The organism is Peribacillus huizhouensis, from assembly GCF_014138605.1.
GTDB lineage: Bacteria > Bacillota > Bacilli > Bacillales > DSM-1321 > Peribacillus > Peribacillus huizhouensis.
Genome location: NZ_JACJHX010000001.1, coordinates 13060 through 26742, shown reverse-complemented (window position 1 = coordinate 26742; position 13683 = coordinate 13060). Strand labels below are relative to the sequence as shown.

Below are 13683 nucleotides of genomic sequence, written 5' to 3'. Positions count from 1 at the left end.
ATTAGAGATGGGCTTTTATGTTATTGCCAGCTTTTTTTCCAGTATCTTAAAACTGCAGCAGGTCTATCATACTTTTCACCTGCTACAAGTAATGTTCCTTTGTTAGGGTCAAGAGTAAACGAAGTAAAACTCCATTTTCCTGTATCGTTATTGTATAGTGTGTATAAAAATTTGTTTTTTCCTATTAATTGAGGTCTATTAGTATAAGTGAAATCAAAAATCCTTGTTAATTTTCCATTTTTAATATAATACAAATTTGCTACTTCAAAATTTGAACTCCAAGTTTCCGCAACCGCTAAAATATCTGGTTGTCCTTTATACTGAGATGGGAACATATATACCATCTTCCTCGAGGCATTTAATGTGAAATCATTATAACCGAACCCGGAATATTTAATATGACTGATTCCTACTTTTTGTACATACAACTTGTAATTCCCGTGGTAAATTAAATCTCCCTCGTTTGCTCCTGCCCATACTAAACCATTATCAAAAGTCGCAGTATTTTTAGATTCTTGAACTCCTGCAAAATACACCTTGTAAGCTACTCCATTAGCGTCTTTAATAGTGTGTGTCACTCGGCTATCTTTTGGACTGATAGGGTTTGCAGCCTCAACATTAAAATTTAATAAAGAAAAAATTAATATAAATGTCAATAATGAAAGTAAAAGTTTTATGTTTGTTTTAATCATTTTTATCCCTCCTATAACAAATATAAACTATTTTTCTAATAAAATACATAATGGTTTTAGGAGGTGTGATTATGGAGAGCAAATATCGTTGTTCTATTTGTGATAAGTATATAAAAAATAGTGATCAAGTGGTAATGGATCAAATGTATTTTATAAGGCATCCTGAGTGCTATGAATACCGCCATAAATACATAAAAGATCGAGGAACATTGTACGAGATTGCGGGTAGGTATCCGGATTGGTTTCAGGTGGTACAATAAAATGAAAAGTAGCCTTTCTCAATTGAGAAGGACTACTTTTCATTTTTTCTATTTATATCTTTAATAATTCCTCATACTTATTCCTCAATCGTCGACTGAAATAGTTATGATGCTCGTTACCCCTTATGTCCACCAACCAACTTACTCCGATGCAACGCAGTTCCCGCCGCGGTATATGATACAGCTCTTAACAGGGATGCAGCACCAAATTTATTTCTGATTTTATCAACCACATAGCCAAGCTCTCGTTTTTTCCAACTGTCTGGTTCAAACAAGTCTAATTGTATTTCATAATCATCAACCAAGTTGCTGATTGATAAAGATATCTGCCTAACGATGTTCCCACGATAACTTTCTTTCATTAGTTGCAAGCAAACATTATATATGTCCATAGTTACATTCGTAGGGTTTTCGATAGTTCTGGAGCGATAGAAACCACCACCAAATTCATCTTTGCTGTAACCTAATCCGAAACTGATCGTTCTACCAGCTTTCCGTTTATCCCTAGCCCTCTTAGCAACCTCTTCACATATTTCTAATACTACAGCCTTAATTTCACGTTCTTCTTTATAATCTCTCATTAATATTTGGCTTTTCCCAAAGCTTACTTGCCCTTTCATAATAGGTGCGCCTATTTCGGATAGGTCTATTCCCCATGCATGATGGTAAAGTTGGTTCCCCATGATGCCAAATTTCTTTTCCAAAAGTTCAAGTGGGTAATTAGCAATCCCTCCAACACTATAAATTCCCATGTTATTAAGGGTTCTTTCCACACGGCTGCCGATGCCCCACATTTCTGATAGGGGTCTTACAGGCCACAATTTAGATGGGATATCATCGTATGTCCAAGTTGCTATACCGTTTGGCGCTTTTTTTGACTCTAAATCTAGAGCGAGTTTTGCCATCAACATATTTGGTCCTATTCCAACGGTGCAAGTTAATCCAAAGTCTTTTAGGATATCTTCCTGGATTAGTTTAGCGACAGCCTCAGGATCACCCCATATCTTTTCTAGCCCTTTAACATCGATAAAGCTTTCATCCACAGAATAAGTGTGGACGGCTGATGGGGGAGCATAACGATAAAAGAGTTTTGTAATTTCTGTAGAGACTTTAATAAAGGTTCCCATCTGAGGGTCAACCACAACAATCCGTGGGTCATCCGGTATTTCAAAAAGCCGAGATCCAGTTTTAATTTTAAAGTCTTTCTTCATTCTCGGTGAAGCCGCCAATACCACACTACCTTGACGGTCCGTGCTGCCAACAACAGCAAGGTAACAACTCATTGGATCAAGTCCAAGCATTACTGCTGCAACACTAGCATAAAAAGCCTTCATGTCTATACATAAGATAGCACGTTTAGGAAATTGACTATAATCCATCATTTTTCCCTCCATTATGCTTCTTGCACGCTAATAATATTTTTAAAAGGGATGTGATGAAAGTAACCATCTAAGTCTTGGAAAATAATTTGGCTTTTTAACTGATTAATGTAATGAGTAGTTCCGGTAGTCGACTCTACAAAACCATTATTAAAAACTTTAAAAGTGACAGGCGTATTATATTCCATTGCCTCACATATGATTATTTCTATTTCTTCAATTTCTTGTTCATCAAGTATGGGTTGTTTTATCCGTTGTTCATCAACTAGAACATCCTTTAGACTTTGTACATGTTCTGGAAGCATCATAGCTGTCCATTTAATTGTTCCTCTATCACGAATCACATGACCATCTCCTTCGATATTAATATTATATGCAAACATTCGTTCGAATACAACTTAAAATCGAACTAATGTTCTTATTAAATAATGGTAAAAAAGGAACTGGTGGGATTATTTATATCGTCACTTGAAAAGCAAATACCTGTAGAAATTATGTATATGAATAACAAAGGAGTCATTACGGATCGATTGATTATTGTTATGGGGGATAGAGGAGAAATTTATCCGTGCTTATTGCTTAACAAAAAGGCAGCCTAGAATATTTATTAAAGCCAATATTTTGTCAGTCGCTAAACCACGGATAAGAAATGGGGTAAATTATGCTTAGTGAACTTACAACAAGACAGATTAATATAATAGAGGCGATTAAGGATATAACTTTAGAAAATGGAAATCCTCCAACTATTAGAGAGGTGGGAAATGAAGTTGGGTTAAGTTCGTCATCCACAATTATGGGGCATCTAATTATGTTGAAAAATAGGGGAATTGTGGACTGGGAAGATGGTAAACCAAGAACATTGCATTTAATAAATAAAGAGGAAGAAGCACTTGTGTAAACAGATAAATGAAGAGTCCTATTCGATGTATTCGGGACTCTTCTATGTAAATTATGCGGTTGCTTTGACTTGCTGAATTAATTCCATTTCCAATTGATTGGTTTTTGATTCAATTCTTTTTCCAATAAAAAATACATCAATTAATGCCCAAAGTCCCAATCCACCTAAAGTTAACGTCATCCCAATCCCTATACCAATATCCCCAGCATAGTATCGATGACCACCAATTCCACCAAAGAAAAACCACAATAGATAGGCAAGCCCTTTACTTTTTTGTTTCTTTTCTAGTTCACTTTGAACCATTGCCAACTGTTCGGCAGATAGATCTTTTTTTAATAAAATATTATTCATATATAATACCTTCCTTTCAGAGTAAATAGTACCAGTTATGGCACTTAGATGTAAATACCTATTTTTTGTTAATTTTACCCATTATGTAAAAAGGAAAAAACTAATATAGATAAAGACCTTCTCTAAAAGGGACTGTTTTTGAGTCTATTATACCATTAGTGTATTCTGGTATTGTGAATTGGGATATAATTTGAAAAAAATGAAAATATAGGAGGATGTACATGTGAAAAAGATTTGGCTTTTAGCAATAGTTTCAATGTTTATTATTATTCTAGCAGCGTGTGGATCTGACCAAAAAGCAAATGTGCCACAAAAAGACGATAACAAAGCTTCTTCTAATACAGAAGCTTAAGCTGATGAAGAAGCTCCTAATAAACCGGTAATTAGCGAGGAGGCACTTTCCGCTGAAGTGTTTAAAGAAGACATAAAGATTTTAACAGACGATTAACTAGAACTATCCCAAGAATCTTATGATTATATTGTCGCAAATCACAAATTATCCAGCTATATCAGATGAAACAATTACTGAAGTAAAGCAAATAGCAGATTCGTCCATAACAGCTAGGCACTTAAATAAAAACCCTCAACCATATTTCAAAAAATTGCAACATTCCAAGGTACAGTGGTTAATGTTGAGGAGACCCCATTTGAAAATGGTGAGGTCGTTTTAGCACTGTATGTACTTGATGACAATATGAACTCATACCAAATTTTGATGTATAAAACTACAGGTGACATTTTACAAGAAGACACTGTTCGATGTTTGGGGGAAAATGGCTAAACTGGATGATGTAACGGGTGCTGTCTTATTTTTAGTGCCTATTATGGACAATTTTGGTATCGTACAATTAGAAAAAAATCAATCAAGAAATGAAAATGAATTCAGAATTGGTAGCTACTGTTGGAAGCTCAAGATAAGACATCTAAGTTAGTTTGGTTTAATTTCTTGCTAACGCTATCGCTTATGGTAGCTCTTAATCTAAGGTTAGCGCCAATGCCTGTTATATTTATAATAGGTTTTGTAATAGCTCTTTCAGTCAACCATCCTAAATCTTGCAGAACAAAAAACGTCATTAAAGAAAATGCAAGTCATGCTGTACCAGTAGTTATGTTGGTTTTGGGTGCTGATATTTTACAGTTTTCTTATCTGAGACAAAAATGGTAGATTCAATGACTCCAGACTTGCTGACAATTGTCCCTGATTCATTAGGGCCATTCTTCACACAATTATTGTTGCATTAATCAGTTTGCCATTAAGTTTCCTAATGTCAATAATGCGTTCTTCTTCGGTGCTTTGCCTGTTCCCGCCCATTTAGCTTCCGAATATGGGATTAGTCCTATGGAAATAAGGAGGGCAGGAGTAATTGGTCAACCACTTCATTCTATGGGACCAAAATCTACACCATTATGGGTTTTGTTAGAGTTTGTAAGAAGAGTTTTAGGACAATTCCAAAGTTACGCTCTTGTCCCGGTTATTATTTTGTCACTAATGTTCATTATGTTTAGCTTGATTAGAGGGGCTAAAGAGAAGCTAAAGTAGGGAACATAATCAAATCTAAAAAACAATTGGGAACACTGTCACCAAAGATGAGATTGATACAATGGAAAGAATATCCGACTGGTGAGGCTTATGTAAAATAAACAGGATTAACTAATAATGAATACGTATTCTAGATGCAGCTCCTGAAGAGCAAACCATAAATGTCACTCCAGACATTCTAAAACTAATTGAATCAAAATATGAATTCAAATATTTCTATGGTACTACTATAGATGGTCGAGACATTATGATTAGTTTGGAAAATTAAAACAAATTAATAAATAAAAATATAGATTTACGTAGTGTTTAATAAGTGCGTATTAGAGGAGAGCAGGTCAGATGGAAGACTCTCCTCAATAATTCATATAATAATCAATTAAATTTTAATGCTTAAATCCACCCATTTGTTGCTCGGCCATTTGCACCAGTCGCTTAGTTATTTCTCCACCAACTGATCCATTAGCTCTTGATGTAGTTTCAGCGCCTAACGTAACTCCAAACTCATGTGCAATTTCATATTTCATTTGATCTAATGCTTGCTGTACTCCCGGAACAACTAGATTATTACTGTTACTGTTGTTACTTGTCATGATGTACATCTCCTTAGAATTTTAGAATATGGTGTTGCATGAGTAGTTTGTATTAGTTGGATAAATTTTATACATAAAAAAGAATGAAATTAATCATTCTGTTTTGTTCCATTCATATAACTCTTCTATAGTACAGCCTAGTTCTTTTGAGACTGTCATTGCGGTACTTATGCTCATTATTTTTCTCTTGCTATAATCTGAAAGATTTACCAATGGGATACCTGTATTTTCAGATAGAGTTTTAAAATCAATATTGCTTTTATTCAAAAGGGTCGTAAGGTTGCTCTTTTTTGCTTTATAAATAGCCAATTAAATCACCTCGATTTAATCAAGTCTAACACAGTGGCAATATGAAAGATACCAAATCAAGTAATATTAGGTAATTGAAATGACATTGCATAGTTATAGGGGAGTTAGAAAGGGAATGGACGAATGGTAATGGTATATTACAAAGCTAGAATCCAAAAAGTTTCAAAAGGATTTTGAAGCATATGCTAAAGAGCAATGTAAATTACAAAATTGGGACAAAAAGACGTCATGATCATCATTATATAGATAATATTTCCTGCTTTGATCGTACAGACAAAAATTCTCAGAATTATATCAAGGTAATGTCAGATGTATTAATAGAAGATTCATGTCCATTAGGACCTGTCCAAAATTCATAACCTATTGGTGATAGGAGGGAATGAATTTATGGAGATTAATGATGAGTCAATTTGTAAAATGTTCGCAAAAATTATCGGTGGCCAAGAAGGATTCGACGGTGGAAAATGCATGGCAACAATAATTCGAGATGATATAAATGTAACAATATTGAAAAAACGTTTTAGAGTAACAACTTCTTTCTCATTCAAATCGAGAGATAATTCAGGAAGAGCCTTGTGTCTAGGCAGAAGAGTCCTCTTACAAAAAGAAGTAGGTGGATTTGTTGCTGCACTTCTTAATCAAGGAATAAAAGTTTCGTCAGTACACAACGAGTGGTTGTTTGATAATCCAAATTTGATTTACGTTAACATTGAAGATGTTGATGATCCACTAGTTTTTTGCAAAAAAAGTCAGAAGAGCGTTATGGAATTAGCCGAGGAATTTAGTTATGTAATCTATCTAGTAGGTGGAATTAAATAATTACATGTAGTGAGTCCTGTTCTAGGGCTCTTTTTATTTTGCAAAGGGATTACCAAATGACAATAGAAATCGGTGTATTAATTGGAATTGGAGCATTATTAATAAGTTTTCTTACTTACTTATATAACAAACGAAAGGAATTAAAAACGGACATGCGCAAGGCTTCAAAATAGAGGCGCATCTTGACTATGTTGGCAAAACTTAACGCTTATGATTTGTTATTGAAAACTAAAAAATCTGGTAAGTAATATTATAGGAATCATATTTAAAATGATCGAACTTATCAGTTCAGCTTAATCCAGAAAGCTCAGATATAAGATCCCTATGATGCCTCAATTTTCAGAATATTAATATTTTCCAACTCAGAATCCCTGGGTGAAGATACGCTTCTAGAATAATAAGAAGGTCATGTACGTAAATTAGTAATTTTCAGCCTAATAAATTTCATTCGATATTTATTAATAGTTAGGTTTTGTAGACCATATCGGTGTATTAAGTTAGTTCCTTTCAGTATGTCAAAAAACAAAAAATGCTTATCATTAAAATGGAAACTAGTCATTAAGCACTGTGTATTAATTCATAAGATTATTAGTTATTTTTGTGATCGTATAGTATATATTAACTGTATTATAAAAAGCAAGTGTTTTTGGAAAATAATGTTTTGTGTTTTATGAAATATTTAGTATTATTGTATTTTATATGTAAGAGATAGAAAAATAAGGTAGAAGGGACGTTGCCAAATATGAAAAAGCATCTTGTTTATCCATTTATAGTTGTATCTTTAAGTTTTTTATTGGGAGCTTGCTCAGATCAGTCAAAGGAAACAACTATACCAAAAAAAGAAGAAGTAACTGACACGAAAGAAAACAAAGCAACAGAGTTAAATGATACACCCACTACTCACTGGTCTTATGAAGAAGAAACAGGACCTGAACATTGGGGGGAATTGAATCCCACATACTCAGCTTGTATCAATGGAAGTGAACAATCACCGATCAATATTGAATTCTCTCAGTTGAAAACAAGTAAAAAAATAGAAAACATTGAAATTCAATATCAACCGACACCTTTTTCAATAGTCAATAACGGTCATACAGTACAGGCTAACGCGGCAACACCAAGCAATAGCATTATCGTTGAAGGAAAGGAATACAATCTTGCTCAATTTCATTTCCATACACCAAGCGAGCATCAATTTAATGGTCAACTCTTGGATATGGAACTGCATCTTGTACACCAAGATGCGAACGGTGAGCTTGCTGTCCTAGGTGTAATGATTCAAGAAGGAAAAGAAAATGAAAAACTGGCATCTATTTGGAGTGTTTTACCAAATGGTGAAACAAAAAAAGATATTTCCATAAAGGAACCTATTGATTTACAAGCTTTACTCCCTTCAGATCAAACCTTTTTCTATTATAACGGTTCATTAACGACGCCACCTTGTACCGAAGAAGTGAAATGGATTATTTTCGAAAATCCGATTGAAATGTCAAAAGAACAAATTCAAGCATTCCAGCAAATTTTCCCTGATAATCATCGTCCTGTTCAGCCTTTAAACGAACGTGAAATTATTAAGGACTAGGTTAAGAAAGATTCCATTCACATTGAGGCCTATAACACCAAAATTCTAAAATACAGAACATTGGGCAAGCATATTTGATTAGAACTTTTCAGATAAGTATTATTTCTATAATAATATAAGTTTATGAGAAAGTTTTTTTCTTATCCTTTTAAAATAAGAATATATTGATAAAGTAACCATCCCAATAGGCTAGACCTATTGGGATTTTTGGTCATTTAAGAGAATGCGGCTTAAAAGGAATTGAATAGTCTAATAGAAGATGGATGGTATTCAGAATTTTCATCAACTAAATGGTCAGTTTAACACAAATGTATTGAAATTTTAGTGTATTGAACAGACCAATTATTAAAAACTATTCTTTGTTATAGTTGAAGAAGTCAGAGAATTTTTTTTGAGGGTTAAAATATATGAACAATTTATACAATGTACAACTAATATTTTTGCTCATGCTTAACTACAGCTTTTGCTGTATCAACAGCAGTGTTGAATTCAACTTTTAACGTTTTAGCGTTAATCGCACTTTCCCTTAGAACATGAAACCCATAAATAAAAGTCCAATCCCTGTCCTATCAAGGGTTTAAGAGGATTGTCCCGTATATCAAATATTCAGGTTAATATCCAAATTGGTGTACTCCATCTAAAAATCGAAACACACTGGCTGCTTAGACTTTATTATAGCTGTCTATTTGATAAGGATTAGACCATTTTCTGCTAATCGAAACTTTGCAAAAGAATGGGGCTTAACTATACCAGCTGGGTTAAAAAAAAAAAGAAGAAATAAAGGATGGTGAATTGGTTGATGAAGAAATTTTCGCTGGAGAGATATGGCTTATAGGTGAGTTAATCTAAAACTTTTGTTCTTCAACTAACTGGTGCGTGGGACATGGATCCCGTCAGGAATGCGGATTTACAACGGTAAGCCCATTTTCTTGACGGTACCCTTAAACCTATCCGACATTTGTCCTCTGTATAAAGAGATTCAGGTTCGAGTAAAATAAACCCAATATGGCCATTACTAGGAGGGGCAAAATGGATATCGCAAGTCGTTTAATTATCATCACATTTACTTTTGGTGCACTTGCTTTAATCGCACTTGTCATTTTTCTAATCTATTTATTAATGTTTGACCGAAATCAGAAGCATCACGCCATACTAAGGAATTACCCAGTACTAGGCAGGGTGCGCTATTTTTCAGAAAAAATCGGTCCAGAATTGCGGCAATATTTTTTTAACGGTGATAATGAAGGAAAGCCGTTTTCAAGGGATGACTACGAACATATCGTAAAAAGCGCAAAGTATATGCGAGATGTAGTTGCGTTTGGTTCAAAACGTGATTTTGATGAAGAAGGTCTTTTTGTTCGGAATGATATGTTCCCAAAATTAGCCGAAGAAGAAAAATTCGATAGAGAAACAAAGGTGATAACCAAAAGATCTATCTTATTGAAGGATCCGCTTTTTTCGCAGCGAAAGGAAAAATGGGAGGATGAGGAATCGTGTGCTTACTTATTGCATGACCATGATGCCGTGGTCATTGGCCCAAATACAAAGCATCCATTTAGATTAAAAGGTTTGATTGGGATGTCGGCGATGAGCTATGGTTCATTAGGTTATAATGCCATAACAGCTTTATCAGAAGGATTAGCGTTAGCAAAAGGTACGTGGATGAATACTGGAGAAGGTGGGCTATCTTCCTATCATTTAAAAGGTGACGTCGATATCATTATGCAGATTGGCCCGGCCATGTTCGGAGTTCGTGATAAATTTGGAGAAATGGATTGGGACGAGTTAAAGCTGAAAAGTGAAATTCCTCAAGTAAAAGCATTTGAGATTAAGCTCGCTCAAGGTGCCAAAACTCGCGGGGGACATATTGATGCGGAAAAAGTTACGCCGGAAATTGCCGAAATTCGCAAAGTGGAACCATTCAAATCGATTGATAGTCCCAATCGTTTTCATCAGTACAGTGATATACCGACGATGTGTGAATTCATTGAAAGAATTCGTAACCATACAGGTAAACCTGTTGGAATGAAGATGGTTGTCGGTGGTAATGATAGCGTCGAAGAACTAGCCAAATATATGAAGGAGACAGGCAAAGGGCCGGACTTTATCACCGTAGATGGCGGGGAAGGCGGTACAGGGGCTTCCTATCAAGAATTAATTGATAGTGTCGGATTGCCGATTAAATCAGCACTACCAATTGTTGTCTCGACCCTTCAAAAATACGGGGTGCGCGACCGGGTTAAAATTATCGCTTCAGGTAAACTTTTCAGCCCTGACCGGATTGCGATTGCTTTGGCGATGGGAGCCGATCTCGTCAATATTGCGCGTGGATTCATGATTACCATAGGATGTATCCAAACATTGAAATGTCAATCCAATGCCTGTCCAGTTGGGGTAGCGACAACTGACCCAGAATTACAAAAGGCTCTCGTAATTGACGAAAAGAAATACCGCGTCGTCAATTTTCTCGTGACACTTCGAAAAGGACTATTTCGAATTTCAGCAGCAGCAGGTTTGGATTCACCCGTTCATTTTCAACCGAAGCATATTAGTTATAAAGATAGCAAAGGAGTCGTGACATCACTGGAAAATATCCTCCATGAAATCCGGCAGCAAATAGGTGTAAATGAACCTAGAAAGTAGAAGTTCCTTATAAACAGAATGATTCACAAACAGTAAATAGTGAAATTAAATCATAATTTTTATGCGCTAGAGAAAACTAAACAAGCAAGAATAGAAAGGAAAGAATGAGTATGAGTCGTGGTAAAAAAATCTCGTTGCTGATGTTTTTTCATGGACCTCTCGCTTTCTGAAGAATTACATCTATTCTCACAAGAATTACAGCGCTTTCTATCTCCAAGCGTTCTACAAAAAATCGCTAAAATATATTTATAAAATTGTGAATATTAACCACGAATGAACATTACTTAATACCTGAATTAATAATCTTATAAATAAAAAAGGACGACCTTCAATAGCCGTCCTTATTGTTATTTATTATCAAAAAAATCCACCGCAGAAGCTGGCTCCAATAATGATTAAGAGGATGAACAATACGATTAATAAGGCAAATCCTCCACCAAATCCGCAGCCGCCATCAACACCACAACCTGACATTTATTCACAACTCCTTTTTTTTAGGAGGTACTTTCATGAGCTAATTTATACTATGTTTAAAATAATGATGTGGTCGGGCTTTTACCTATATTTTGAATGAAGATAAGCTCATTTAAAACAGATATTAAAGTAACTGGTGCTGCTACTGCTACTGCTGGTGTGGTTAACCTAAACTCTGCTGCTATTACATCTATTAAAGTAGCAACTAAAGCTGCTGGTCCTTTAACAGGGGCAGATTCTGCTAAATGAAGTGAAGCATGTGAACCGCATCGTGTACGATGTGACAAGTAAACCGCCTGCGACGATTGAGTGGGAGTAACACACAAACACAACTGATAAAATGGAATAAATGCAATGGAAACGAACGTTCTTTATACACGTTCATTTTTGTATTTATTGCCAAAAAGATTTAAGAGCGGAAACCTCTAGAAATTATAATATGACGCCTTTAATATATGGAAAAGTTAAGTAAAATTGATTTTTTTTATATTTTTCATATTTAATTTCAGATGATAACATAATTGTTAAAGAGAAAAAGATTAATTAGATTTTAAGTTTTGCGCCAATAATATTTTTTTCTGCTTTATCTTACCTCACCATGGCGCTACTTGCTGATCTTGTTGGAGTCATGCGGCAAACTTCTGTACTTAGTTTCTCCATGGGGGACGCCATGAACCAACAATTAATAATAGCAGCAGAGAAAGGTGATATTGAGAACGCTCTAAAGCTTCTTAAAGATGGAAACGAGAATTCCGAGAAATTGAAAATATACTAAGAAATGCGAGTGCGTAACTCGCCTAAGTTTTAAAATCTATGCCAAGGCATGAATAAATTAAATACAATTCAAAATAAAAGGAGGTTAAAGAAAGTGACAGATATAGCATATTGGTTAACAAATGTAAGATTAGAAACTGGATACCACTATGAAAATGGTACAGTTACGGGAACAGAAACGAAGCTTTTCCATCTGAGAATTGAAGATGGGAAAATAAATGAAATTGTCTTTGCTGATAAAAAGTTAGAAACTACTTTACCTAAACGGGATGCGAATAATTATTTAATGCTTCCATCATTTAGAGATATGCACATCCATATTGATAAAACATATTACGGAGGTCCATGGAAAGCGCCTACGATTCCAACTAAGGGTCTTTTGACAAGGTTAGAAGAAGAGGAGGTACTACTCCCATGCTTATTGCCTGTTGCAGAAGAAAGAGCGAAAAAATTATTAGATTTATTGCTACATTCAGGTTCAACTCACATACGCACACATTGCAATGTCGATCCTGTAATCGGATTGAAAAACCTCGAAGCAACTTTACAAGCGGTGGAAGCTTATAAAGGAAAAGCTGCTGTCGAAATAGTCGCTTTCCCACAGCACGGATTATTACGCAGCAATTCAGTTTCGCTAGTTAGAGAATCATTAAAACACGGAGCTTCATTAGTAGGTGGAGTTGACCCTGCATCAATTGACGAAAATATCGAGAAATCGTTACAAATGGTAATGGAACTTGCCGTAGAAGCAAATGCAAACATTGACCTTCATATACATGACCCGGGACATCTTGGTATTTTTACATTTAAGCGATTGGCATCTCTAACGGATGAAGCTGGATGGCAAGGGAGAGTTACCATAAGCCATGCATTTGCTTTTAGTGATATCCCGCTTAAAGAAGCGAGTGAAGTCGCAGAATTACTCGCTCATCAGGGGATTTCGATTACATCATCCGTTCCTATAGGAAAGACGATTCCGATTCCTCTCTTGAAGGAAAAAGGAGTAGAAATTTCCCTCGGTGATGACAGCATTACGGATCATTGGTCTCCTTTCGGAAAAGGAGACAGCTTAGAAAAAGCAGGGATGTTAGCAGAACGTTTCGGCTTAAGTGATGAACAATCACTAGGACAAACTCTTGGATTTATTACAGGAGGGGTAACCCCTTTAAATAAAAAAGGAGAACGTATTTGGCCAAATGTAGGAGACGATGCGGACTTCGTTTTCGTTGATGCCAGTTGTTCCGCTGAAGCTGTTGCTAGAAGAGCAAAAAGAATAGCTGTTTTATTTAAAGGAAATATAGTCGCTGGGGCACTTAAATAAGAATAAATCTTTAGATTAAAGGCATAAATCCATTAAATCGGTGAATTAGTA

16 protein-coding genes and 1 pseudogene are annotated in these 13683 nt (G+C 35.3%); 10 read left to right on the top strand and 7 right to left on the bottom strand.

Annotated features, from left to right (window positions below; genetic code table 11):
- Positions 1–20 precede the first annotated feature (20 nt).
- Positions 21–692 (bottom strand): hypothetical protein, encoded by a 672-nt coding sequence (locus tag HNP81_RS00140; protein ID WP_182501227.1) that lies wholly within the window; start codon positions 690–692, stop codon positions 21–23.
- A 71-nt stretch (positions 693–763) separates the two neighbouring features.
- On the opposite strand from HNP81_RS00140, the gene HNP81_RS00135 reads away from it, so the two are divergent.
- Complete coding sequence (locus HNP81_RS00135) at positions 764–952, top strand: hypothetical protein (RefSeq protein ID WP_182501226.1); 189 nt, start codon at positions 764–766, stop codon at positions 950–952.
- 116 nt (positions 953–1068) lie between these two features.
- Here HNP81_RS00135 and HNP81_RS00130 read toward each other — a convergent pair whose 3' ends face one another.
- Together HNP81_RS00130 and HNP81_RS00125 are read right to left on the bottom strand one after the other, a co-directional pair.
- Positions 1069–2334 (bottom strand): Y-family DNA polymerase, encoded by a 1266-nt coding sequence (locus HNP81_RS00130; protein ID WP_182501225.1) that lies wholly within the window; start codon positions 2332–2334, stop codon positions 1069–1071.
- Positions 2335–2345: 11 nt separating this feature from the next.
- Complete coding sequence (locus HNP81_RS00125) at positions 2346–2675, bottom strand: YolD-like family protein (RefSeq protein WP_182501224.1); 330 nt, start codon at positions 2673–2675, stop codon at positions 2346–2348.
- Positions 2676–2777: 102 nt separating this feature from the next.
- Here HNP81_RS00125 and HNP81_RS00120 point away from each other — a divergent pair, with 102 nt between their 5' ends.
- Both HNP81_RS00120 and HNP81_RS00115 read left to right on the top strand, forming a co-directional pair.
- Complete coding sequence (locus HNP81_RS00120; protein ID WP_182501223.1) at positions 2778–2930, top strand: hypothetical protein; 153 nt, start codon at positions 2778–2780, stop codon at positions 2928–2930.
- Between the two features lie 62 nt (positions 2931–2992).
- Positions 2993–3229 carry a LexA family protein gene (locus HNP81_RS00115; RefSeq protein ID WP_182501222.1) on the top strand — a complete coding sequence of 79 codons (237 nt, stop codon included), beginning with the start codon at positions 2993–2995 and terminating at the stop codon, positions 3227–3229.
- A gap of 51 nt (positions 3230–3280) precedes the next feature.
- Here the strand turns inward: HNP81_RS00115 and HNP81_RS00110 are convergent, their stop codons facing one another.
- Complete coding sequence (locus HNP81_RS00110) at positions 3281–3580, bottom strand: TM2 domain-containing protein (RefSeq protein ID WP_028390669.1); 300 nt, start codon at positions 3578–3580, stop codon at positions 3281–3283.
- A gap of 223 nt (positions 3581–3803) precedes the next feature.
- Here HNP81_RS00110 and HNP81_RS24185 point away from each other — a divergent pair, with 223 nt between their 5' ends.
- Both HNP81_RS24185 and HNP81_RS00105 read left to right on the top strand, forming a co-directional pair.
- A complete protein-coding gene (locus HNP81_RS24185; RefSeq protein WP_281384473.1) occupies positions 3804–3932 on the top strand; it encodes a hypothetical protein in 129 nt (42 codons plus the stop codon).
- A gap of 549 nt (positions 3933–4481) precedes the next feature.
- Positions 4482–4745 carry a hypothetical protein gene (locus HNP81_RS00105; protein WP_182501221.1) on the top strand — a complete coding sequence of 88 codons (264 nt, stop codon included), beginning with the start codon at positions 4482–4484 and terminating at the stop codon, positions 4743–4745.
- Positions 4746–5503: 758 nt separating this feature from the next.
- Here HNP81_RS00105 and HNP81_RS00100 read toward each other — a convergent pair.
- Together HNP81_RS00100 and HNP81_RS00095 are read right to left on the bottom strand one after the other, a co-directional pair.
- A complete protein-coding gene (locus HNP81_RS00100) occupies positions 5504–5710 on the bottom strand; it encodes an alpha/beta-type small acid-soluble spore protein (protein ID WP_028390674.1) in 207 nt (68 codons plus the stop codon).
- A gap of 93 nt (positions 5711–5803) precedes the next feature.
- The gene (locus HNP81_RS00095) at positions 5804–6019 is read right to left on the bottom strand and encodes a helix-turn-helix domain-containing protein (protein WP_051404852.1); all 216 of its coding nucleotides are present in this window, start codon (positions 6017–6019) and stop codon (positions 5804–5806) included.
- A gap of 387 nt (positions 6020–6406) precedes the next feature.
- Here HNP81_RS00095 and HNP81_RS00090 point away from each other — a divergent pair, with 387 nt between their 5' ends.
- From HNP81_RS00090 to HNP81_RS00080, 3 genes are all read left to right on the top strand, one after another.
- Positions 6407–6838 (top strand): DUF1259 domain-containing protein, encoded by a 432-nt coding sequence (locus tag HNP81_RS00090; RefSeq protein WP_182501220.1) that lies wholly within the window; start codon positions 6407–6409, stop codon positions 6836–6838.
- Positions 6839–7580: 742 nt separating this feature from the next.
- A complete protein-coding gene (locus HNP81_RS00085) occupies positions 7581–8420 on the top strand; it encodes a carbonic anhydrase (protein WP_028390675.1) in 840 nt (279 codons plus the stop codon).
- Between the two features lie 1029 nt (positions 8421–9449).
- Complete coding sequence (locus HNP81_RS00080) at positions 9450–11063, top strand: FMN-binding glutamate synthase family protein (protein ID WP_182501219.1); 1614 nt, start codon at positions 9450–9452, stop codon at positions 11061–11063.
- Between the two features lie 357 nt (positions 11064–11420).
- Here the strand turns inward: HNP81_RS00080 and HNP81_RS00075 are convergent, their stop codons facing one another.
- On the bottom strand, positions 11421–11537 hold the full coding sequence (locus HNP81_RS00075; protein ID WP_082675207.1) for a YjcZ family sporulation protein: 117 nt from the start codon (positions 11535–11537) through the stop codon (positions 11421–11423).
- Positions 11538–11775: 238 nt separating this feature from the next.
- Here HNP81_RS00075 and HNP81_RS00070 point away from each other — a divergent pair.
- Together HNP81_RS00070 and HNP81_RS00065 are read left to right on the top strand one after the other, a co-directional pair.
- Positions 11776–11856: pseudogene (locus tag HNP81_RS00070) on the top strand (GMP synthase (glutamine-hydrolyzing)); the annotation flags it as partial.
- 504 nt (positions 11857–12360) lie between these two features.
- Positions 12361–13632 (top strand): amidohydrolase family protein, encoded by a 1272-nt coding sequence (locus HNP81_RS00065; RefSeq protein ID WP_182501218.1) that lies wholly within the window; start codon positions 12361–12363, stop codon positions 13630–13632.
- Positions 13633–13683: the final 51 nt, after the last annotated feature.

Excerpts from the sequence above, each read along its gene's own strand:
- HNP81_RS00080 (WP_182501219.1), top strand. The coding sequence starts at position 9,450 with ATGGATATCGCAAGTCGTTTAATTATCATCACATTTACTTTTGGTGCA.
- HNP81_RS00135 (WP_182501226.1), top strand. The coding sequence starts at position 764 with ATGGAGAGCAAATATCGTTGTTCTATTTGTGATAAGTATATAAAAAAT.
- HNP81_RS00110 (WP_028390669.1), bottom strand. The coding sequence starts at position 3,580 with ATGAATAATATTTTATTAAAAAAAGATCTATCTGCCGAACAGTTGGCA.
- HNP81_RS00075 (WP_082675207.1), bottom strand. The coding sequence starts at position 11,537 with ATGTCAGGTTGTGGTGTTGATGGCGGCTGCGGATTTGGTGGAGGATTT.
- HNP81_RS00090 (WP_182501220.1), top strand. The coding sequence starts at position 6,407 with ATGGAGATTAATGATGAGTCAATTTGTAAAATGTTCGCAAAAATTATC.
- HNP81_RS00140 (WP_182501227.1), bottom strand. The coding sequence starts at position 692 with ATGATTAAAACAAACATAAAACTTTTACTTTCATTATTGACATTTATA.
- HNP81_RS00115 (WP_182501222.1), top strand. The coding sequence starts at position 2,993 with ATGCTTAGTGAACTTACAACAAGACAGATTAATATAATAGAGGCGATT.
- HNP81_RS00130 (WP_182501225.1), bottom strand. The coding sequence starts at position 2,334 with ATGATGGATTATAGTCAATTTCCTAAACGTGCTATCTTATGTATAGAC.
- HNP81_RS00065 (WP_182501218.1), top strand. The coding sequence starts at position 12,361 with ATGAATAAATTAAATACAATTCAAAATAAAAGGAGGTTAAAGAAAGTG.
- HNP81_RS00100 (WP_028390674.1), bottom strand. The coding sequence starts at position 5,710 with ATGACAAGTAACAACAGTAACAGTAATAATCTAGTTGTTCCGGGAGTA.
- HNP81_RS00085 (WP_028390675.1), top strand. The coding sequence starts at position 7,581 with ATGAAAAAGCATCTTGTTTATCCATTTATAGTTGTATCTTTAAGTTTT.